We start from the raw sequence: 20,723 nt of genomic DNA, 5'->3' as shown, positions 1-20,723 counted from the left end.
TCAGCAACAAAGTCCTGCAAGGCAGCCGCTGAGGGTCTTCCCCTCAGCGGCTCCGAGCCCACCCGCGTTCTTGGAGAAAACCTATGCGCCACAAGTGGCAGCGAATCCTTTCGCTCCTTGTCCTTTGCATCTTGACCACCGGAGGAACCCTCATGTCCCAGACCCCCACCGTAAAGAACATCGTCCTCGTCCACGGCGCCTTCGCCGATGGCTCCAGCTGGTCCAAGGTCATTCCCCTGCTGCAGGCCAAGGGGTACCACGTCACCTCCGTTGCCATTCCACTCACCTCCTTCCAGGAAGACGTCGCCGCAACCAGGCGCGCGCTCGCTGTGCAGGATGGCCCCGTCATCCTCGTCGGCCACTCTTACGGCGGTGTCGTCATCACCGAAGCCGGCAATGATCCCAAGGTCGTTGGCCTCGTCTACGTCGCTGCCTTCGCTCCCGACGCCGGCCAGTCCATCGTCGACATCAGCAAGAGCTTCCCCAAGCCGCTCGGCATGGACAAGCTCGTTCCCCAGCCTGACGGCTTCCTGCTGCTCTCGCCCGACGGCATCGAAACCGCCTTCGCGCAGGACCTCAGCAAGGAAGAGAAGGCCCTCATCACCGCCGTCCAGCCGCAGACCGCCGGCGCCATCTTCGGCGCGCAGCCCACGCAGGCGGCATGGCACACTAAGCCAAACTGGTACATCGTCGCCTCCCACGACCACATGATCGCTCCCGAGCAGGAAGCCAGCATGGCCAGGCAGATGAAGGCCACCACTACAACCCTGCCCTCCAGCCACGTCGTCATGTTGTCGCACCCCGCAGAGGTCGCCAAGGTCATCGAAGACGCCGCCACCAGCGCAAAGTAGTCACCCGATCCAACCCAGGCGAGCGCCAGGCACCACGCCTCGCGCTCGCCTCACCTTTTCAGCGGAGCACAACATGAAACTCCTCATCGGCAACGTATCCCTCGAGGTCGAAGAGCAGGGCGCCGGCGACCTCTCCCTCGTCTTCCTGCACTACTGGGGAGGAACACATCGCACCTGGCGCCAGGTCGTCGCTCACCTTCAATCGGCCTGCCGGCTCGTCACCTACGACATACGCGGCTGGGGACAATCGGCTGCGTCGGACGACTACTCCATCGCCGCGCTGGCCGACGAAGCCCTCGCCCTCATCCACCACCTCAAGCTCACCCGCTATGTCCTCGTCGGCCACTCCATGGGAGGCAAGGTCGCGCAGCTCGTCGCCTCCCGCCAACCGCAAGGACTCGTCGGCTTGATCCTCGTAGCCCCCGCAACTCCCACCCCCACGCGCCTCCCAGAAGAAGCCCGCCAGCAGCAGCTTCACGCCTACGACAATCGCGAGACCGTACTGCAGACGATCGCCTTCCTCACCGCCCGCACACCCGATCCCGCAACAGTCGAGCAGATCATCGAAGACAGCCTCAGCGGAACACCCGAAGCAAAGCTCGCATGGCCCTCCGCGGCGATCCTCGAAGACATCTCCGCCGAGGTCCCAAAGATCAGCGTCCCCACCCTCGTCCTCGCCGGTGAAGTCGATCGCCTCGACTCCGTCGAGCAGCATCGCCGCGAAGTCATCGCCAGAATCCCCGGCGCCACTCTCGCGATCGTTCCCCACAGCGGCCATCTTCTGCCCATCGATGAGCCAATCCGCGTGGCCCACGAGATCGACAGCTTTCTCACGAGTCACTCGCTGACCCACGCCACACCCGCGCTATCCGGCAGCGGCCACACCGGTCCGAGGTAACAGCGTGAACCCGTCCTATCTTCGCTCTGCGCGCCGCGCCTCACTCCTCGGCATCATCCTCTGCCTCGCAGCCACCGCCCAGCAGCGCTACCAGGTATCCACCGTCAAGCCCAGCGCACCCGAAGCCGAGCGTCACACGCAGATCCGCGGCAGCCGATTCGTGTCCGAGGGAACAACCCTCGAAGACCTCATCAAGTTCGCCTATGGCGTCCACGCCACGCAGATCATCGCTGGCCCCGCGTGGATCCACACCCAGAAGTTCGACACCATGGCCGATCCCGAGACCGAAAAGCGTCCCTCGCCGGAAGAGCTCCGCGCGATGGTCGCCGAGCTGCTCGCCAACCGCTTTCAGCTCGTCCTCGTGCACGAGCAGCAGCTCATCCCCGTCTTCGCTCTCCAACGCACCAGCAAGGAGCCGAAGCTGAAGAAGGATGACAGCCCGGACGTATACCTTTCAGGCGGCCTCACGCCACCCGGCTCCCTCTTCGTCGGCCACGGAACCGTCACCGATTTCACCCACTTCCTCCAGCGATACGCTCCGCCGGAGATTGATCGCCCCATCGTCGACCAGACCGGCATACAAGGCCACTACGACTTCGAGCTGCACTTCACCCCCGTGGATGCTCCGCACGATGCCCAAGCCTCCTCGCAGACCAACACCCCTCCCGAAGCCCCCAACATCTTTACCGCCATCCAGGAGCAGCTCGGTCTCCGCCTCAAGCCCACCCGCGCCGCAACGGAAGTGCTCCGCGTCGCCTCTGTCAGTCAACCCACCCCCAACTGACACCCGCGAGCCACGCACACTCACGCAGCCCGGCGCAGCAAGAACTCTGCAACACGGAGACCCGCAATGTCCCGCATCGTACGCATCCCCATCCTGCCGTTCAAAATCTCCAACGCCCACCTGCTCCTCGGCAGCAAAGGCGCCGTCCTCATCGACGCAGGACTTCCAGGAACCGTGCCGAAGATCGAGAAGGCCCTCTCGAAGAATGGGCTCTCCTTCAAAGACCTCACCGCCATCGTCATCACCCACGCCCACGTCGACCACGCCGGCGGCGCAGCAGAACTCCGCGAGCGGTCGCGCGCTCCCCTCATCGCCCACGAGGATGACCTCCCTTACTACAAGCGCGAGCGCCCCATGACCTTCTGCCCCACCGGCTGGGCCGGACGCGTCTTCTTCCGGACGCCTCTGCCCCACGAGCCCTACACCGCCTTCGAGCCCGACATCCTGCTCTCCAACAACGACACCCTCGACCTCTCACCCTACGGCGTCACAGGCACCGTAAAGCACACGCCAGGCCACACCAAAGGCTCCGTCTCCGTGGAGCTCGAACACAATCAGGCCATGGTCGGAGACCTCCTCGCCTCGGGCATCTTCATCGGTGGTCTCATCCGCACCGGCCACGCCATCAGGCCCCCGTTTGAAGACGATCCTCGAGCCGTGTCGCGAGAGCTGCTTCGCCTCATCGACGCTGGCTTCGACCGCTTCCACGTCGGCCACGGCGGCGCACTCGACTACCGCGAAGTGCGCCGCCACGCCGAAGCCCTCGCCCGCACCTCCGCCGTCCGCTAGAGAACCCTCAGCACCCGTCCGCGTCTCGCGAACGTATCTCCGCATGCGAATCTATCTCCGCTTTGTAGGGGCGGGACTTTAGCCCCGCCATAAGCTGGATGAAAAGCCGACCTCACGCGAGCCGCAAACTCAAACGCCGTTCGCCGCTAAGAACCCACGCATCGCACTCGTCACCTCCAACAGGTGCGTCTCCAGCGCGAAGTGCCCCGTCGGCAGAAACTCCACCGTCGCATGCGGCAGATCCCGCCGAAACGCTTCCGCTCCCGCAGGGATAAAGTACGGATCGAACTTACCCCACACCGCCAGCAGCGGCACCTGCGACTTACGGAAGTACTCCTGAAACTTCGGATACAGCTTCACGTTATTCGCATAGTCGAGAAACAAATCCAATTGGATATCCACGTTACCCGGACGAGCCAGCAGCGCGGCATCCAGCGTATATCCCTCCGGCTTGATCAGCTCCGGGTTAGGTATGCCCACGCCATACTCATGACGCATCCCCTCCGCAGTCAACGCTCCCCGGATGGCATTGCGATGCTCCAGCGTCGGCTCGCGCCAGTAGCGCTGAATCGGCTGCCACGCATCGCCCAGCCCCTCTTCATACGCATTGCCATTCTGCGAAACAATCGCTGCGACGCGCTCCGGCGCCATCATTGCCAGCCGGAATCCCGTCGGCGCGCCATAGTCGAACACGTACATCGCATATCGCTTCAGCTTCAAAGCTTCCGTGAATGCAAAGATTGTGTGCGCAATCGAATCGAACGTGTACACATAACCACGCTCCTTAGGAACCTTCGTAAACCCGAACCCCGGCAGGTCCGGCGCGATCACGTGATACCGGTCCGCAAGCCGCGGTATCAGCTCGCGATATTGAAACGACGACGTCGGAAAACCATGCAACAACAGCACCACCGGCGCATCCACCGGACCAGCCTCGCGATAAAACACCCGCACACCGTCCGCTTCAACATAATGGTGCGATGTAAGCGGAATATTCGGAACATTCGACATAGCCGTCCTCCGTGGATCGGATGGTTTCATGGGGTCGAGCGATTCACCCTTCCCCATAATCGTGTGCAAACCAGCAAATGACACGGCCCCCAGGAACCGTCTGCGATCCATGCCCGGCCCGCCATCAAAGCTCAATGACCACCTTGCCTTTGCTGCCCTTGGCAACCTGGTCATAAGCTGCCCCAATCTCGTCGCGTCCGAACGCCTGCTCCGCAAGCAACGGCTTCAGCTTCCCCTGCTCCGCCAGCTTCGACGCCTCCTCGAGAATGTGCCCGTGATGCGCGCGATACTTGCCCGTCAGCAAAGGCATCAGCGTAAACACGCCCGAGTACGTAGCCCCTCGGAACGACAGCGGCGCCAACGCATGCGTGCCCCAGCCCAGGCAGCTCACCACGTGCCCCGTATAGCGCTTCACCGCCACGAACGACGCATCCAGCACCGCTCCACCCAGCGTGTCATACACAACGTCGAAGCCTTCACCACCGGTATGCTCGGCAACATAATCCGTCACTGCCGTGTTCCGGTCGATCGCAACCGCCCCCAGGCTCTCCACGATCCCGCGCTTGTCCTCCGACACCGTCGCAAACACCTTCGCCCCATAAGCCAGCGCGATCTGCACCGCGGCATAACCCACGCCGCCAGCCCCTGCATGCACCAGCACCGTCTGCCCGGCATGCACCTTGGCCCGGTCTACAAGGCCTTCCCACGCCGTGATCGTCACCAGCGGCAACGCAGCCGCCTGCCGCATCGTGAGCTTGGCAGGCTTGTGCGCCAGCAGCGCCGCATCGGCCGCCACAAACTCCGCCAGCGTCCCTTGCTGCCCGCCCACGCCGCCCACCATGCCGTACACCTCGTCGCCAGCCCGGAACGCCGTCACATGCGCGCCCACCGACTCCACAACGCCAGCCATATCCAGCCCCAACACCGCAGGCAACGGCTGCTTCGCGTGCCCGGCTTCGCCCGCACGAATCTTCGTATCCAGCGGGTTGATCCCGCTCGCAAGAATCCTCACCACTACCTGATCCGCCGCAGGCGTGGGCGTCTCAAGCTCAACCTTACGAAACTCCCCGTGCGGTACCTCAACAACAAATGCCTTCATCGCGCGCTCCTTTCTCAATTCGATGAATCCGTGCCCAGCAGGAGTTACTCCCGATCAGTCAGGCTTCACCACAACCGGCGTCGACGAGAACAGCACCACAAGGCCCTCCATCAATGTCGGGTGCGCCAGAACAGCATCGCGCAGCGTTGTGTATGGCAGGCCCGCGAGCATCGCAATCTGCACCGCCGACATAATCTCGCCGCCGTCCACACCAAACACCGTAATGCCCAGGATGCGATCATCCTCGCCCACCAGAGCCTTCATGAAACCCCGCGTCTCCGAGAGCGTTCGCGTCCGCAGCACCGCCGCCATCGGAATCCGGAACAGCCGATACGAAATCCCCTTCGCCTTCGCCTCCGCCTCGCTCAACCCAATCCGCGCCAACTCAGGATCGGTGAACATCACGAACGGCACCTGCCGGCCCGTCGTTACATGGTCGCCGCCGGCCAGATTGTCGCGAACCACCCGGAAGTCATCGAACGCGACGTGCGTGAACTGCGGGTTCCCCGTAACGTCACCCAGCGCCCACGTATGCGGCGCGGTCGTCTCCAGCCGCGCATTCACCTTCACGTACCCGCGCTCGTCCAGATCCACGCCCGCAAGCTCGAGTCCGATGCCCTTCGTGTTCGGCGTGCGGCCCAGCGCCACCATCAGGTGTGTGCCCTCAAGGGTCTTCTCCTCCCCGCCCTGCAGATAGCGAACTGCAACGCCCTCACCTGAGGTACCCAGCACCGATTCGACCGTCGCATGCAAAATCACCTCGATCCCCTCCTCATCGAAGAGACCCTGCAGCCCGGCCGTCACGTCCGCATCCTCGCGATGCAGCAGCGATCCATTCCGCTCCACAACCGTCACGCGGCTTCCCAGCCGCCGCAGCGCCTGGGCAAACTCCAGCCCGATGTAACCACCCCCCAGCACAATCAGGTGCTCCGGCAGCGTCTCCAGCTCCAGCGCATCGATATGCGTCAGTGGCTTCGCCGCTGCCAATCCCGGAATCGTTTCCACCCTCGCATGCGTGCCCGTTCCAATCAGCACGTCTGTGCCGCGCAACCGCCGCACACCACCCGTGTTCAGCTTCACCTCGATCAAGCGAGGCTCCACAAACACTCCGTGCCCCAGCACCAGCTCCGCGCCACTGGTCTCGAAGTTACGCAGGTGGATATCCACCAGCCCCTTCACCATGCCGCGCTTGCGCTGGATCACCCCGCCCATCTTCACCTTGTAGCCCGCCGTCTCGATGCCAAACTCCGCGGCCCGCGAAAAGTACGACGCCACCTTCGCGCTCTGAATGAGATTCTTGCTCGGAAGGCACGCAATGTTGGGGCACGATCCTCCCACCCAACGCTGCTCGATCACAGCCACCCGCTTCCCTTGCCTCGCTTGCGTCCACGCCACAAACTTCGATCCCTCTCCACTGCCCAGGACCACAAGGTCATACTCTTCCACCACCACTTCGTCCGCCGCCATCTGCATCATCGCCGCCTCCAGTCAAACGCATGCGCCCACCTCTCCATCCTCCGCGAGATCCTTATACTGGGAGTTACCCAGAGTCTCTCGAAGCTGTTTCGGAGTATCGAATTGGATAGGCTCAATCCCTTCTTCGCACGCTTCACGCTCTCGGTCCGGGTCTTCTTCTCAGGCCACATCTGCGGCACAACCGCCGATCACGTCACAAAGAGCGCCGGCCATCTCCATGTCCTCCGCAGCGGGGTGCTCAGCATCCTGAATCCCGCAGGCGCGCCGACCGTCCTGCGCGAGCCGACCGTCCTCCTCTACCCCAGGCCCGGCGAACATACCTTCCAGACCGAAGGCGCCGACATCGTCTGTGCCTTCGTCGACTTCGGAGCCGGCACCTCCAATCCCCTCATCGCGGCACTACCCAGGCTGCTCAGCGTTCCGCTGTCCTCCGCTCCGGAGCTCACTCCCACCGTCGACCTCCTCTTCGCGGAAGCCTTCAGCCAAAGAGAAGGCCGCCAGGTCGCCGTCGATCGCCTCGCCGAATACTTCTTAGTCATCCTGCTCCGCCACGCCCTCGAATCCCACATCATTCAGGGCGGAATTCTTACCGCACTTTCGGACAAACACCTCGCCAGCGCCGTCTCCTCCATGCACCAACATCCCGAACGCTCCTGGTCCCTCGAAGAGCTCGCACACATCGCTGGCATGTCCCGCGCACGCTTCGCCGCGCACTTCCTCACCATCATGGGCCAGACTCCGTTCGAATACCTCGTCCTCTGGCGCATCGCCGTCGCCCAGTCGCTCCTCCGCAAAGGCGAACCGCTCAAAATGATCGCCCCTGCCGTCGGTTACGCCAGCGCAGCCGCCCTCAATCGCGCCTTCACCCTGCATATGGGAATGCCACCCATGAGCTGGCTCGCCGCCCAGCAGCCCGCGAGCATCCCTTAACCCCGGCTCAACGCGCTACCACTCATTGCTCTTCTTCGCCACGTCGAGATACGTCCGGGACCACAGCGCAATCTGCATCTGCAGCGACTTCCGCCACGCACCATGCATCCCCTCGACATCCTCCACGCCGTGCCCCTTACGTGCCAGGTACGGCTTGATCGTGTCATTCATCACCGCGACAAATCCCACAATGTCATGGAACGGCACATACGCCGTCGACCGCACATCATCCGCCTGGTTCTTCTTCACGCTCGTATGCCGCAGCGCAATCTCCTGCTGATAGTTCAGCCACTCCTGGTCATACGGACGCAGGCACGTATCCAGAATCCACTGCTGAAATCGCAGGTTGCTCCGGCCCAGGTACTCCGGAATCGGCTCCCCCTCCGGCGTGCGCGAATGCCTCGCAAGATGCGGAATACTCGCGATAATCCCGCTCCGCCAGTGAGCCACAATCTCCTGTGTCTGATCCGCCAGCACCTCTCCAGCCATCCGGAGGTACGCTTCATCCTGCGGGCTGAATCCCGCCGTCTCCTTCAATTGCTCCAACTCTGCCAGCGACACAGGCGACGCCGCGACCTCAACATCTCCATAGCTGTAAGCGGGAATCTCTTCGGCAACCTTCTTCATGCATCCTCATCTGTACGTGGCGATCGATCTCCCATCACACTCGCTCACCCCGGTCGCTACCCGTTGCCCGTGAGTCTCAACTCACTTCCCCCGCGTACCCAAAACATCTCGCCATCTCCCCGAAACACACCCATCCGCTTCAGATCCCCGCGTACCAGCTATACCCATACTCCGGGTTCGCCGATCCCATCCCCTTGCCAAACCCCTTCAGCGAGTCCGTAAACACCATCTTGTGGACGTACTTCACATTGCGATAGCCCAGCTGCTTCGGCAGCCGCATCCGCAGTGGTCCCCCAAAGCCGAATGGCAGATCGCCGTCGTTCATCCCCCACGTCAGCAACGTCTGCGGATGCCGCGCGTCGTGCATGTCAATCGAATCCCACAACCCATCCCGCATCGACGTGTAGACCAGGTATCGCGCCGGAGCCAGCGGCTGCACCTCTTGCAACACCAGCGCCAGCGGCGTGCCAATCCACTCCGCAATGTACGACCAGCCCTCTTCGCAAGCCACCTCGGTAATCTGGCTGCTCCGCCCCATCTGCTTCAGGTCCGGCACAGAGAACTCCGTCGGATGCATCACCATCCCACCCACAGCAATCTTCCAGTTCGCAAAACCCTCGGCCTTGTGCTTCGTAAACTCCGCCGGAATCGGCCCATAAAGCGAATTCGCGAACGGCTCCTTCGAGATCCAGCTGCGCGAAAACTCCCGCGCCATCGCATTCGGCGCAATGATCCTGCTCGCCGCATACGTCAGCGCCTCGCCCGGTCCGTAAGGCCCCGCACAGTCCGGTGCAGCCAGACCAAACCGCCGCACCACCTTCGGCGCTGCAATCACTCCGGCTGCGCCTGCCGCAGCCGCGATTCCAGCAGTCAACATCCTGCGGCGCGAGAAGCTCTTCATGCTCCCTCCTTCACTGCATCCACGGCATCTGCACAAACCGCCCCATCTCCGCCCGTAATCATCCCCCGCATCCGAGCCACAAAGCCCGACGTCGACACCATCGCCACATGCGTGATGAAGAACAGCACCAACCCCCACGTCAGGAAAAAGTGCAGCGTCCGCGCCGTCTGCCGTCCTCCCACAATCAGCGGACACCACGGCACAACCGCCGTAAATGCCGGAGACATCGCCAGCCCCGTCCAGATCATCAGCGGAAACGCGACAAAGATCACCGCAAAGTACACCGTCCGCTGCAGCACGTTATAACTCGTCTTCGACTCCTCCCGCCTGGGAGTAACTCGAAGATAGCCGCCGATCACACCCCAGTAACTCCGCCAGTTGCGCTCACTGCGTTGCGGCACAATCTCCCGCCGGAACCGCCCGCTGCGCCAGCCGCTCACCACGTACACCGCGCCCACAAACAGCAGCAGCCATGCTGCCTCAAAGTGCAGATAGCGGCTCCATCCATTCTGGTCAGGAAGAATGTACTTGTACGCCGTGGGCACGGTGTCGCGCGAAGATGCCACCGGCAGCGTAAACAGCGGCTTCATATTCACATTACCCGTCTCCCCCAGGTAAAACCTCGGGTGAGAAAACACAATCTCCACGCCGCTGATCACCAGCGCCACAAACGCCACCAGCGTCAGCCAGTGCGTCACACGCACCACCACACCATGGCGTGGTCCCGCGACAACGCGCGCATCCGGCTGTGGCTGCATGCGCAGAAGAATAGCACGCAACGATCGCCCCGGCACGTCGTATGCGAAGCACCTCGCCCGCCTTCGCTTCGCTCATTTCTACTGACGTCTAGCTCTGCATCATCCGCATCTCGCCGGCCTGCCGCAGGTTGAAGTTCTCGTCCTCCTGCGCCACCCCGGAGCCCCCCTGCACCATCCGCTCCAGCACCCTCGCCAGGTGCTGCAACGCGAACGACTGGCTGTTCAACTCCTCCGCCGCCGCTGCAGTCTCCTCCGAATGCGCCGCGCCATTCTGCGTCGCCTGGCTCAGCTCGTCCATCGATCCCGACACTCCGCTCATGCCATCCCGCTGTTCACTGCACGCCGTCGCAATCTCCCTCACCAGCTCGCCCACGCGCTCGAACGCGCTGTTGCACCGGCTGCTCGCATCCAGCAACGTCTCCGTACGGCTCGACCCACTCAACGCCAACCCGATCGACCGTTGAATCAACGCCGCAGTCTCCGTCGCCGCATCCGCCGAGCGATGTGCCAGCGTCCGCACCTCATCCGCCACCACCGCAAACCCCAGCCCCTGCTCGCCGGCCCGCGCCGCCTCCACCGCTGCATTCAACGCCAGGATGTTCGTCTGAAACGCAATCTTGTCGATTACATCGATGATCTTCTGGATCTCCGCCGACGAATCACGAATCGCGTTCATCGCCTGCACGCACTCAGAAATCGCCTGGCCACTGTCCACGGCCTTTGCAGTCGCCTCGTCCACCACGGCCAGCGCCTTCGCCGCGCTCTCCGCATTTCGCAACGTCAGCGTATTCACCTGGTGCGTCGCCGCGGACGTCTCTTCGATCGCCGCCGAAGACTGCGTCGCCGTCTGCGCCAGCTGTTGGCTCGACTGCGAAACCTGCGTCGCCGCCTCCGCAACATACGCCGCGCCCTGGCTCAACTCATCCACAACGCCACGCAACCCGGACTCGATCTGCACCACAAACCACAGCGATCCCGGCCCGGCTACCGTCCCACACAGCACCAGCAGCACGACCGCAATCTTCACCACACCCGCATGCTGCGACACCGCCAAAGCAATCGGATCAAGCAATCCCCCACCAGCCGCCTGCCCCTGAATCTGCAATCCCGTCGCCAACAGAAACGCCAGCATCCCCAGCGCCGTTCCTACTGCGGCCACCAGCGTGACCATCGACAACATCTTTGCCCGTAACGTCCAGTTAGCCACCAACATCTCTCCCGTGTGCAAATCTCACGGGTTGATATCGGCGCTGCATGCACTTGCTTGAGCCGGTCATCGCCCAGCCAGCTAACTCTGGTAACTACTTCCCATAACGGGATAACACAAAGGAAATCATCGCGAAAAATGATGTCCGTACGGGCTTATGTTGTGACCACGATCACTTACGCCACGCGCGCTTTGCTGCGCTCGCGATGCGCCATCACCTTGCCCACATTCTTCTGCACGAACTCCGTCAGCACCTTCATCGGCTCCGCAACCTCGCGTCCGAACGGCGTCAGGCTGTACTCCACCTTCGGCGGCTTCGTCGCATGCACCGTCCGCAGAACAAACCCATCCGCCTCCAGCACCCGCAGCGCCTGCGCCAGCATCTTCTCGCTCACACCGCCAATCAGGTACGCCAACTCGCTGAACCGGTAGCTGCTCTCCAGCAACAACACCAGCACCAGCGATCCCCAGCGCGACGTCACATCGTCCAGCACATCCCGCGTCGGGCAATCCGCTGCATACAGGTTCCCTTTACGGATGCGAACAGTCTTCGTACTCTTCGGCCACGGCATGTCATAGAGCTTACCCCGAGGTACGTACTTACGTAAAGTAAGCTCCTGGGGCTAATCTCATCTCATCGCGGAACTCGAAGCACAAAACCCGCGACTCGAAGCTCGATCGATATTTTCAGCAAGCCCCGGCGACACGCCGGCCAGAACCTCAAGGAGAACATCATGATCGCCATCACCGGAGCCACCGGAGAGCTCGGAACCCTCGTCATCGAAGCCCTGCTGAAGAAAGTCCCCGCAGACCAGATCGTCGCCGCCGTGCGCACCCCGGCCAAAGCCGCGGCCCTCGCCGCAAAGGGCATCCACGTCCGCGAGGCCGACTACAACCGTCCCGAAACCCTCACCTCCGCCTTCGCCGGCGTCGATAAGGTCCTGCTCATCTCCAGCAGCGAAGTCGGCCGCCGCATCGCACAGCACGCCGCCGTCATCGACACCGCAAAAGCCGCCGGCGTCACCTTCCTCGCCTACACCAGCCTTCTGCACGCCGACACGTCACCCCTCGCCCTCGCCACCGAGCACCTCGCCACCGAGAAGTACCTCGTCGCCAGCGGCCTGCCCTATTCGCTCCTGCGCAACGGCTGGTACTTCGAGAACCAGACCGCAGCCATCGCTCCCGCGCTGCAGCAGGGTGCCTTCATCGGAGCCTCCGGCGAAGGCCGTTTCGCCGCAGCGACACGCGCCGACTACGCCGAAGCCGCAGCCGTCGTCCTCACCACCCAGGATCCAGAAGCCCACGCCAACACCACCTACGAGCTCGGTGGCGACGTCCCCTACACCCGCGCCGAACTCGCCGCCGAGGTCAGCAAACAAACCGGCAAGACCATCGGCTATCACAACCTTCCCGAAGCCGAGTACGAGAAGATCCTCGCCACCTTCCTTCCGCCCCCCGTCGCCCACATCATCGCCGACGCCGAAGCCCACGCCGCCAACGGCGCCCTCGACGACAACTCGCACGATCTCAGCAAACTCATCGGCCGCCCCACCACCACCCTCGCCGACGCCGTTGCCACAGCCCTCAAACCCCTCGCCTGACGCCGCACAAATCGGGTGCCCCACGTCTCGCCTCCGAGACGTGGGCTCGCACCCAGTCCGCCCGAGACACCGCCTTTCCTCAAACCTCAAGCCCGCAAAGCGGGCGGCCTGTTCCCCTCATCCCTCTACAGAAAACAAGCCCACCGCAAAAATCTCGAGGCCTAACACCACAATCCCTCACCACACTCCCTGTCACCGACGCCACCCGCTCACCGCAGCCTTTCCTCAAACCTCAAGCCCGCAAAGCGGGCGACCTGTTCCCCTCATCCCTCTACAGAAAACTAGCCCAGCACAAATCCCGGGGCGGGCGCCTTCGCGCTTAGCGCCGCAAGCTTCCCACGAAGCCCCACTCACCAGAACACAAAACAGCCCGGGAGATCGCTCTCCCGGGCCGTTGCACCTCTCGTGTCCTACGCAGCAGAAGCTGTCGTCGCAACCCCTTCGCCGCCCGGCTGCAGCCTCATCGGCTGCCGCTTCCAGTACGTCAGCGACCGCCAGCACCATTCCACCGGGCCGAACTGGAAGTACTTCAGCCAGATCGGGCTCCACACCAGGTTCACCGTCCACATGCACAACACCACGATGTACAGCTTGTAGTACTCCATGTAGCCGTACCAGTGCGTCGGTCCCCACACAAACAGGAATTGCATGCTCAGGCTCGTCAGCAGGTAGTTCGATAGCGCCATCTGTCCCACCGCTGCAACCCGCGACATCAACCACTTCAGCGCGCCCGAGCGAATAATCAGGATCAGCAACGCCGCGGTTCCCACCGCTCCTGACACACGCCCCACGCTGTACGTCGATTGCATCCAGAACAGCGTCTTCATCTGGTCGAAGTGGCTCTTCCAGGCCTCGTACGCTCCCACCGAAATCAGCGGCCACGCTATACCCAGCCCAACGATCGCCGACCACACGTAAGTCCGCGTCGACAGCTTGCCCGGCAGAAATCCATTCTTGTACAAGGCCATGCCCAGCAGCATCATGCCCAGCCAGTCGCCCCAGCCGGCGTACGCTCCCAGCGCTTCTCCCTTGGCTACGTTCTGCGCTCGCGCCCCCTGGGCCGACCCGTAACTCTTCTGCTGCTCCGCGATGTCCTTCCGGCGGTCCTTCACGCTCTTGCGATAGTTCCCCTCGCTCTTGTCCTCGGCGTCGATCGCCTTGCGCTGGTCTTCCGTCACCACATGGTTCTTCGCGTAAGCGGCCTTCGCGGCCTCGCCCTTCTTGTGGATCGAGTACGGCATCATCGTCTGAAAGCCCACATCGACGACCGCCGCGTTGAACAGCAGCACGCATCCCGCCCAGATCAAAAGCTTCTTCGGCTGCAACCCCCGGAACGGGAACAGAAACAGCAATCCCGCCAGCCCGTAATAAAACAGGATGTCGCCATTCCAGATCAGATACCCATGCAGCATGCCCAGCAGCACCAGCCACATGTTGCGCCTCAACCAGATGTCCGCCACCCGCAGCCCGACGCCGCGCTTCTCCGCACGCTCGGTCAGCAGCACCACACCGGCGCCAAACAGCATGCTGAACATGCCGCGCATCTTGCCTTCGGCAAACACCCACCGCGCCAGCCACAGCGCTGTGTTGATCTTCCAGTGCGGTCCGTCGAACACCGGCTTCTCCGTCGAGAGCGGCCAGTTATAGTCGTAGAACCCCAGCGCGAAGTCCGTAATGTTCATCAGCAGGATGCCCATCAGCGCAAACCCGCGCAACGTATCCATCGTGCTGATGCGTTCCTGCCGCGAGACCGGTGCAAACGGTACAACGTGCGGTGGCCCCGCCAGCTCCTCATTCGCCCCTGGGGCGATCGGGCTCGAATCAACAGCGACAACGGGAGTGCTCATACGCTCACCTCGAAGAAATCGCTCAGCTGAAATTGGGGTAATCCTGTGCGGAAAGACTACCACGCAAACACCGTCTTCCCCCAACCTCCAGCCCGCAAAGCGGGCGACCTCTTCCCCTCATCCCTCTACAGAAAGACGACCTGCAAAATCTCAAAAGCTGAGTCCACAATCCCCACCTGGCTCTCTAGCCACGGCGCCACGCAAATACCGTCTTTCCTCAAACCTCAAGCCCGCAAAGCGAGCGACCTGTTCCCCTCATCCCTCTACAGAAAAACAACCTGCAAAATCCCAAAGCTAACCCATAATCTCCACTTGGCTCTCTAGCCACGTCGCCACGCAAATACCGTCTTTCCTCAAACCTCAAGCCCGCAAAGCGGGCGACCTGTTCCCCTCATCCCTCTACAGAAAACGACCTGCAAAATCTCAAAGCCAGCCCGCAACCTCCACCTGGCTCTCTAGCCACGGCACCCACGCAAACACCGTCTTTCCTCAAACCTCAAGCCCGCAAAGCGAGCGACCTGTTCCCCTCATCCCTCTACAGAAAAACGATCTGCAAAATCTCAAAGCCAGCCCGGAACCTCCATCTGGCTCTCTAGCCACGGCACCCACGCAAACACCGTCTTTCCTCAAACCTCAAGCCCGCAAAGCGCGGCGACCTCTTCCCCTCATCCCTCTACAGAAAAACGATCTGCAAAATCTCAAAGCTGAGTCCGCAATCCCCACCTGGCTCCCTTTCGGCCGCCCACAACGCCCTCGTGGAAGGCCCCGCGTTCCCGTCTATTGATATCTCTCCCGCTCCCACGCGCAAAGAAGCCGAAGCCGCGTCTCGCAGCTTCGGCTCATTGCACTTCCTCGGTCGTTAGAGCGTCCTCCTATAGGTGCAGAGCCATGACTCACTCTCTATAGGCGCTTTCCCAACGAAAACGCCACGCCCTGGATACCCGGCAACAGGAGGAAGGCTCTAGATCTGCGCCGTGCCACCATCAACAAACAATTCGATCCCATTCACAAAGCTCGAGTCGCTCGACGCCAGGAACGTCGCCACCGTCGCAATCTCCTCCGGCCGCCCCATCGTGCCACGCGGAATCATCGCCGCAAATCCCTTCTTCGCCTCTTCCCCCAAAGGATCAAGCGCCGGCGTATCGATCGTGCCCGGGCTGAGCAGATTCACGCGAATCCCACGGTCCTTCAACTCCAGCAGCCACGTCCGCGCCAACGCGCGCAGTGCCGCCTTGCTCGCGCTGTACACGCCGAACGAAGGAAATCCCTTGATGCTCGCAATCGACCCGTTGATGATAATCGCGCCATCCTTGTTGAACAGCGGCAGCGCCTTCTGCACCGTAAACAACGTCCCGCGCACGTTCAGATCAAACGTCTTGTCGAAGTGCTCTTCCGTCACCTGCTCCAGCGTCGCAAACTCGCCCGTGCCCGCGCTCGCAAACAGCACATCGATCTTCCCCTTCTCGCGCTTCACCGTTGCGTACAACCGGTCCAGGTCCTCGAGCTTCGATGCATCGCCCTGCACTCCGGTCACGTTGCGCCCAATCGCCTTCACCGCTGCATCCAGCTGATCCTGCTTGCGCCCCGTGATGAACACATACGCGCCCTCCGCCACAAACTGCTTCGCCGTCGCCAGCGCCATGCCGGACGTCGCCGCCGTAATCACCGCTACTTTGCCTTCGAGCTTACCCATGGGTCTGCCCTCCTGCAGCAGTAGATGGACCCATGAAGTTCGGAGATTCAATAGTTCCGAAAATACGAACTATTGAACCTTCCGCTTCCCTCACCTACTCTCAATGACAGTGCGACCGTTCCTCCATCCCGCGATCGAAGACATCACCGTCGAGAGCCTGCTCCACGCCCTCTCCGATCCCGTGCGCGTCGCCATCTACGCCAACATCGTCGCCCAGGACTGCGCCCAGAACTGCTCCACCTTCCTCCACGTCCTCAACCGCCCCATCCCCAAGTCCACCCTCTCGCAGCACTTCCGGATCCTCCGCGAAAGCGGCCTCATCCACAGCGAACGCCACGGCGTCGAAGTCCGCAACACCTCCCGCTGCGCCGAAGTCGACGCCCGCTTCCCAGGCCTCATGGCCTCCATCGTCAAAGCCCACATGATCGAACTCGAACAAGCCGCCGCAAAGAAAATTCCCGCAAGACACTCCGCAAAGTCCACCACAAAGCGGTCCCCCCGCTCAGCTTAGTCATCAGGCCGGATCCGCGCTTCGCGCTCCGGATGCTCCATCGGCGTAAAGCCCGTTGCCTTGCGAAACATCGCACAAAATGCCGCATGGCTCGCATATCCCAGCGCCTTTGCAACTCGCGAGCTGGACTGCCCCTGCGCCAGTCGAACCTGCGCCTCCAGCAGGAGAAGCTGAGCTCGCCATTCTCCAAAGCTCATGCCCGTCTCACTCCGAAACAGGCGCGCCAGCGTTCTGCTGCTTACAGAAAGTCGCGACGCCCAGTACTCCATATCTCCCGCCAGCGTAGGATTTCGCTGCATCGCATCGCAGGCCTTGCGAAGTCCTTGATCTTTGGGCCACGGCAGAGATAACTGCAAGCTCTGGCATACGCGAAGCTCACTTGCGATCAACGCCGCCATCTGCGCACCGCGACTCGCAGGAGCATAACGAGGCGGCTCCTGAAGCATGCCCACGATAAGCTCCCGCAACAGGGGAGATACGCTCACCGCTGCGCAACTCGCCATCGGAATATTCGCGGTGTCATCCAGAAAGAGCGTCCGCATCCGAACCGGGCCACGCATGCGAATCGAGTGCCGCGTATGCGCCGGCACCCACAAAGCGCGCGTAGGGAGTAATACCCATTTGCCTTCGCGGGTTGAGAGCACCATCGTGCCCTCGATGGCATAGAGAAGTTGCGCCTTCACATGCTCGTGCGCTGGAACATGGTCGTTCGCAGCATAGTCAAATGCCAGCGCCGCAACGGGACGATCTACCTCCAGGCACTCTGCAAGCGCCTTGTCTGTCCGGATGTCGATAGTTTCTGTCCGCATATCGCCGTTCAGCCGCCCTAGCCTTCCAGTATATGAGTGGCGAACGCACCACCTCCACCAATCACAATCTATGGCTGATTGCAGGAGTCGCCATCATCGCACCCTTCATGGAGGTGCTCGATACCTCCATCGCCAACGTCGCCCTGCCGTACATCGCGGGCAATCTCTCGGCGTCGCTCGACGAATCGGTGTGGGTGCTCACGTCCTACCTCGTTGCCAATGCGGTCGTGTTGCCGGTCAGCGGCTGGATCTCAGGCCGCATGGGGCGCAAGCGCTTCTATCTGCTCTCCATCCTGCTCTTCACCCTGAGCTCGTTCTTCTGTGGCATCGCGCCAAGCCTCCCAATCCTCATCCTCTTTCGCGTATTACAGGGGCTTGGCGGAGGTGGCCTCCAGCCCACCACGCAGGCAATCCTGGCCGACCTCTTTCCCAAAGAACGGATCGCCGCCGCGTTCACGCTCTACTCGGTCGTCATTGTCCTCGCGCCCACACTCGGACCAGTAATGGGCGGCTGGCTCAGCGACCACTGGGGCTGGCGCTGGATCTTCTTCCTGAATATCCCATGCGGCATCGCCGCCTACTTCCTCAACCGCGCCCTGCAACCTGAGGCACCGCAGGATCACACCAGAGATGCTCCCATCGACTACGCCGGCCTCCTCGGCATCGCTGTGGGCCTCGGTTGCCTCGAGTACGTGCTCGATCGCGGGGAGCGCTCCGACTGGTTCGCATCGCCCGCAATCTCTACCGCGGCGATCCTGTCCTGCGTCGCCCTCCTCTTCCTGGTCCACCACGAGCTCTTCCGCGCGAAGCATCCGGTGCTTCAGATGCGCCTGCTCACCAATCGCAACTTTGCCTTGGCCTGCGGCATGGCCTTCTTCACTTACTTCGCCCGCTACGCCAGCACCGCGTTGCTTCCGGAGTTCACCCACGGCATGCTCGGCTACACCGCAACCGAGAGCGGCCTCGTGCTCTCGCCGGGGTCCTTCGCCCTGCTGCTGTTTCTGCCGCTGACCACGTGGCTCATGAAGCGCATCGACCATCGCATCCTGATCGTCAGCGGCTTGATGGTAACCACGTTTGCATTCCACCAGCTAACCGGCCTCACGCTGCAGGTCGATTACGGAACCATCGTCAAACTCCGCATCCTCGAAAGCTCAGGAGTCGCGCTCTTTCTTACTCCCTTGAGCGTGCTCGCATTCTCCCGGCTGAAATCCGGCAAGAACGACGCCGCCGCTTCGTTGTACGGTCTCTTCCGGAATCTGGGCTCCGCCATCGGTATCTCTATCGTGAACACCATGCTCGTGCGTGGAGTCCAAATCCACCGTACGTATCTGGTCCAAAACCTGCCCCCATCGTCGATGGAGTTAGCCGCTGCAGTTCAGGCACGAGCTTCCTACCTGCACGCCTTCGCCGGAGATTCCAGCACCCATGCAGCCCGGCGCGCCCTCGGACAAATCCAGGACGAGATCAATCGGCAGGCACTTCTACTCTGCTACGCCGACTGCTTCCGCCTCCTCATGTATGTCTCCGTCGCGCTCTCGCCCGTCGCATTCTTCTTCCTGGTCCGAGAGCGATCGGGCCCAACCGTCACGCAGTCCGTTGCGAAGTGACCGGAGACGCAGCATCCTCAACTGAACCAAACTTGCCACCCCACCACACCCACCACCACAAAGCCACTCGCGCTACTCTGAAGCGGCTCGCCTCTCCGCCACACCGCACATGACAACCCATCGCCCCGCTCCTCGCCACGTCGGCGTCGGCCCCCGTCTGCACGGGCTCGACACCCTGCGCGCCTTCGCCGTCCTCGCCGTCATGCTCTATCACCTCACCATCTTCGGCGAGCTGCCCCAGCGTCTCCTCCCCGTCACCTATCACGGCTGGATGGGCGTCGACCTCTTCTTCGTCCTAAGTGGCTTTCTCATCGGCCAGCAGTTACTCAAGCCCTACGCAGAAGGCAAAGTCCCGTCGATCCGCAGTTCGGTGCAAGCCTTCTATCTCCGCCGCGCCTACCGCATCCTGCCCGTCTATCTCGTCGTCGTCGCGCTCTACTTCCTCGTGCCCGCCTGGCGCGAAGCCCCCACCATCGGCCCGCTCTGGAAGTTCCTCACCTTCACCATGAACTTCGGCTTCAGCTTCCGCCGCCGGGCCTTCTCCCACGCCTGGTCCCTCTGCGTCGAAGAGCACTTCTACCTCGTCCTCCCCGTGCTTGTCGCGCTGTTGATGCGCAAACCCTCCGCCCGCAAGACCGCATGCACCATCACCTTCGTCGTCCTCGGCGGCCTCGCTCTGCGTTATTGGCTCATCGCCCGCTATTCCGACGAAATCTATACGAAGGTCTATTACACGAGTTACTCCCGCCTCGACGGCCTCACCGCAGGAGTTACTCTCGCCCTCCTCAAAACCTTTCGCCCCGCAACCTGGGATAGCCTCATGCAGCGCGGCCACACGCTATTCTTCGCCGGCATCGCCTGCGTCGCTCCCGTCATCTGGATGTTCCGCAACCTCGACCTCGGCAGCGACGAAGGCTCCGCAAAGTGGGGCATGATCGTCGGCCTGCCCCTGCTCTCACTCGGCCTCGGCCTCATCACCGCATCCGCCATGAGCCGCAACGGCCTCATCGCCCGCTACCGCATCCCCGGAGCCCAAACCATCGCCGCCCTGGCCTTCGCCCTCTATCTCACTCACAAAGAAGTCGGCCACTTCCTCATGGAACACGTCCCCACCATCACCAAACCCCACGGCCCTGCATCATGGCTGCTCTACGCCACAACCATCTTCGCCACCGCATGGCTCCTGCACATCGCCATCGAACGCCCGTTCCTCCGCCTCCGCGACCGCCACCAGCCCCACCACAACACCGCCGCCCTCGAAGCCGACATGCGCCGAGACCCCGCCCTCTGACGAAATCTCTCGTCACGCATGGAACCATCG

20 protein-coding genes are annotated in these 20,723 nt (G+C 62.3%); 9 read left to right on the top strand and 11 right to left on the bottom strand.

Translation table 11 applies throughout. The annotated features are described in order from the left end of the window. The first annotated feature begins 152 nt into the window (after positions 1–152). The 4 genes from C4S68_RS08685 to C4S68_RS08670 all read left to right on the top strand — a co-directional run bounded on the left by C4S68_RS08685 (position 153) and on the right by C4S68_RS08670 (position 3,322). Complete coding sequence (locus C4S68_RS08685; protein ID WP_235011462.1) at positions 153–851, top strand: alpha/beta hydrolase; 699 nt, start codon at positions 153–155, stop codon at positions 849–851. A gap of 73 nt (positions 852–924) precedes the next feature. Beyond that, positions 925–1,749, top strand: a complete 825-nt coding sequence (locus C4S68_RS08680) for an alpha/beta fold hydrolase (protein WP_103932643.1) — start codon at positions 925–927, stop codon at positions 1,747–1,749. A 4-nt stretch (positions 1,750–1,753) separates the two neighbouring features. Beyond that, a complete protein-coding gene (locus tag C4S68_RS08675; protein ID WP_103932642.1) occupies positions 1,754–2,533 on the top strand; it encodes a TIGR03435 family protein in 780 nt (259 codons plus the stop codon). Positions 2,534–2,599: 66 nt separating this feature from the next. Continuing rightward, positions 2,600–3,322: an MBL fold metallo-hydrolase gene (locus tag C4S68_RS08670; RefSeq protein ID WP_103932641.1), complete on the top strand. Its 723-nt coding sequence runs from the start codon at positions 2,600–2,602 to the stop codon at positions 3,320–3,322. 129 nt (positions 3,323–3,451) lie between these two features. Here C4S68_RS08670 and C4S68_RS08665 read toward each other — a convergent pair whose 3' ends face one another. The 3 genes from C4S68_RS08665 to C4S68_RS08655 all read right to left on the bottom strand — a co-directional run bounded on the left by C4S68_RS08665 (position 3,452) and on the right by C4S68_RS08655 (position 6,908). Continuing rightward, positions 3,452–4,333, bottom strand: a complete 882-nt coding sequence (locus tag C4S68_RS08665) for an alpha/beta fold hydrolase (RefSeq protein WP_103932640.1) — start codon at positions 4,331–4,333, stop codon at positions 3,452–3,454. 124 nt (positions 4,334–4,457) lie between these two features. Continuing rightward, positions 4,458–5,432, bottom strand: a complete 975-nt coding sequence (locus C4S68_RS08660) for a zinc-dependent alcohol dehydrogenase family protein (protein WP_103932639.1) — start codon at positions 5,430–5,432, stop codon at positions 4,458–4,460. 54 nt (positions 5,433–5,486) lie between these two features. Beyond that, the gene (locus tag C4S68_RS08655) at positions 5,487–6,908 is read right to left on the bottom strand and encodes a dihydrolipoyl dehydrogenase family protein (protein ID WP_200821508.1); all 1,422 of its coding nucleotides are present in this window, start codon (positions 6,906–6,908) and stop codon (positions 5,487–5,489) included. A gap of 102 nt (positions 6,909–7,010) precedes the next feature. On the opposite strand from C4S68_RS08655, the gene C4S68_RS08650 reads away from it, so the two are divergent. Continuing rightward, positions 7,011–7,838: an AraC family transcriptional regulator gene (locus C4S68_RS08650; protein WP_103932638.1), complete on the top strand. Its 828-nt coding sequence runs from the start codon at positions 7,011–7,013 to the stop codon at positions 7,836–7,838. 15 nt (positions 7,839–7,853) lie between these two features. Here C4S68_RS08650 and C4S68_RS08645 read toward each other — a convergent pair whose 3' ends face one another. The 5 genes from C4S68_RS08645 to C4S68_RS08625 all read right to left on the bottom strand — a co-directional run bounded on the left by C4S68_RS08645 (position 7,854) and on the right by C4S68_RS08625 (position 11,903). Continuing rightward, positions 7,854–8,465, bottom strand: coding sequence for a protoglobin domain-containing protein (locus C4S68_RS08645; RefSeq protein ID WP_103932637.1), 612 nt, complete (start codon positions 8,463–8,465; stop codon positions 7,854–7,856). A 139-nt stretch (positions 8,466–8,604) separates the two neighbouring features. Next, complete coding sequence (locus C4S68_RS08640; protein WP_103932636.1) at positions 8,605–9,366, bottom strand: molybdopterin-dependent oxidoreductase; 762 nt, start codon at positions 9,364–9,366, stop codon at positions 8,605–8,607. Then, positions 9,363–10,145, bottom strand: a complete 783-nt coding sequence (locus C4S68_RS08635; RefSeq protein WP_235011461.1) for a cytochrome b/b6 domain-containing protein — start codon at positions 10,143–10,145, stop codon at positions 9,363–9,365. The genes C4S68_RS08640 and C4S68_RS08635 overlap by 4 nt, the downstream gene beginning before the upstream one ends. A 67-nt stretch (positions 10,146–10,212) precedes the next feature. After that, positions 10,213–11,331 (bottom strand): methyl-accepting chemotaxis protein, encoded by a 1,119-nt coding sequence (locus C4S68_RS08630; RefSeq protein ID WP_146072082.1) that lies wholly within the window; start codon positions 11,329–11,331, stop codon positions 10,213–10,215. Positions 11,332–11,507: 176 nt separating this feature from the next. Next, positions 11,508–11,903, bottom strand: coding sequence for a winged helix-turn-helix transcriptional regulator (locus C4S68_RS08625; RefSeq protein ID WP_103932633.1), 396 nt, complete (start codon positions 11,901–11,903; stop codon positions 11,508–11,510). Between the two features lie 162 nt (positions 11,904–12,065). Here C4S68_RS08625 and C4S68_RS08620 point away from each other — a divergent pair, with 162 nt between their 5' ends. Continuing rightward, positions 12,066–12,932: an SDR family oxidoreductase gene (locus C4S68_RS08620; protein ID WP_103932632.1), complete on the top strand. Its 867-nt coding sequence runs from the start codon at positions 12,066–12,068 to the stop codon at positions 12,930–12,932. A gap of 410 nt (positions 12,933–13,342) precedes the next feature. On the opposite strand, the gene C4S68_RS08615 is transcribed toward C4S68_RS08620, so the two are convergent. Then, positions 13,343–14,779 (bottom strand): DUF418 domain-containing protein, encoded by a 1,437-nt coding sequence (locus tag C4S68_RS08615; RefSeq protein ID WP_103932631.1) that lies wholly within the window; start codon positions 14,777–14,779, stop codon positions 13,343–13,345. Between the two features lie 961 nt (positions 14,780–15,740). Next, positions 15,741–16,472, bottom strand: a complete 732-nt coding sequence (locus tag C4S68_RS08610) for an SDR family NAD(P)-dependent oxidoreductase (protein WP_103932630.1) — start codon at positions 16,470–16,472, stop codon at positions 15,741–15,743. Positions 16,473–16,575: 103 nt separating this feature from the next. Here C4S68_RS08610 and C4S68_RS08605 point away from each other — a divergent pair, with 103 nt between their 5' ends. Next, on the top strand, positions 16,576–16,983 hold the full coding sequence (locus C4S68_RS08605) for an ArsR/SmtB family transcription factor (RefSeq protein WP_235011460.1): 408 nt from the start codon (positions 16,576–16,578) through the stop codon (positions 16,981–16,983). Here the strand turns inward: C4S68_RS08605 and C4S68_RS08600 are convergent. Beyond that, entirely contained in the window at positions 16,980–17,792 is an 813-nt protein-coding gene (locus C4S68_RS08600; protein ID WP_103932629.1) for an AraC family transcriptional regulator, read from the bottom strand. The two genes, C4S68_RS08605 and C4S68_RS08600, sit on opposite strands and share 4 nt — an antisense overlap. A 32-nt stretch (positions 17,793–17,824) precedes the next feature. Here C4S68_RS08600 and C4S68_RS08595 point away from each other — a divergent pair, with 32 nt between their 5' ends. After that, entirely contained in the window at positions 17,825–19,402 is a 1,578-nt protein-coding gene (locus C4S68_RS08595) for a DHA2 family efflux MFS transporter permease subunit (RefSeq protein ID WP_103932628.1), read from the top strand. Between the two features lie 109 nt (positions 19,403–19,511). Beyond that, positions 19,512–20,693 carry an acyltransferase family protein gene (locus tag C4S68_RS08590; RefSeq protein ID WP_103932627.1) on the top strand — a complete coding sequence of 394 codons (1,182 nt, stop codon included), beginning with the start codon at positions 19,512–19,514 and terminating at the stop codon, positions 20,691–20,693. The last annotated feature ends 30 nt before the right edge of the window (positions 20,694–20,723 follow it).

The organism is Bryocella elongata (assembly GCF_900108185.1).
Classification (GTDB): Bacteria; Acidobacteriota; Terriglobia; order Terriglobales; family Acidobacteriaceae; genus Granulicella; species Granulicella elongata.
The sequence above is the reverse complement of the archived record's forward strand: the minus strand, read 5'-3'. Positions and strand labels throughout refer to the sequence as shown.

Coding starts and splice junctions, on each gene's coding strand:
- C4S68_RS08600 (WP_103932629.1), bottom strand. CDS start 17,792: ATGCGGACAGAAACTATCGACATCCGGACAGACAAGGCGCTTGCAGAG.
- C4S68_RS08620 (WP_103932632.1), top strand. CDS start 12,066: ATGATCGCCATCACCGGAGCCACCGGAGAGCTCGGAACCCTCGTCATC.
- C4S68_RS08590 (WP_103932627.1), top strand. CDS start 19,512: ATGACAACCCATCGCCCCGCTCCTCGCCACGTCGGCGTCGGCCCCCGT.
- C4S68_RS08605 (WP_235011460.1), top strand. CDS start 16,576: ATGACAGTGCGACCGTTCCTCCATCCCGCGATCGAAGACATCACCGTC.
- C4S68_RS08625 (WP_103932633.1), bottom strand. CDS start 11,903: ATGCCGTGGCCGAAGAGTACGAAGACTGTTCGCATCCGTAAAGGGAAC.
- C4S68_RS08640 (WP_103932636.1), bottom strand. CDS start 9,366: ATGAAGAGCTTCTCGCGCCGCAGGATGTTGACTGCTGGAATCGCGGCT.
- C4S68_RS08655 (WP_200821508.1), bottom strand. CDS start 6,908: ATGATGCAGATGGCGGCGGACGAAGTGGTGGTGGAAGAGTATGACCTT.
- C4S68_RS08660 (WP_103932639.1), bottom strand. CDS start 5,432: ATGAAGGCATTTGTTGTTGAGGTACCGCACGGGGAGTTTCGTAAGGTT.
- C4S68_RS08615 (WP_103932631.1), bottom strand. CDS start 14,779: ATGAGCACTCCCGTTGTCGCTGTTGATTCGAGCCCGATCGCCCCAGGG.
- C4S68_RS08680 (WP_103932643.1), top strand. CDS start 925: ATGAAACTCCTCATCGGCAACGTATCCCTCGAGGTCGAAGAGCAGGGC.
- C4S68_RS08685 (WP_235011462.1), top strand. CDS start 153: ATGTCCCAGACCCCCACCGTAAAGAACATCGTCCTCGTCCACGGCGCC.
- C4S68_RS08610 (WP_103932630.1), bottom strand. CDS start 16,472: ATGGGTAAGCTCGAAGGCAAAGTAGCGGTGATTACGGCGGCGACGTCC.
- C4S68_RS08665 (WP_103932640.1), bottom strand. CDS start 4,333: ATGTCGAATGTTCCGAATATTCCGCTTACATCGCACCATTATGTTGAA.
- C4S68_RS08645 (WP_103932637.1), bottom strand. CDS start 8,465: ATGAAGAAGGTTGCCGAAGAGATTCCCGCTTACAGCTATGGAGATGTT.
- C4S68_RS08670 (WP_103932641.1), top strand. CDS start 2,600: ATGTCCCGCATCGTACGCATCCCCATCCTGCCGTTCAAAATCTCCAAC.
- C4S68_RS08595 (WP_103932628.1), top strand. CDS start 17,825: ATGAGTGGCGAACGCACCACCTCCACCAATCACAATCTATGGCTGATT.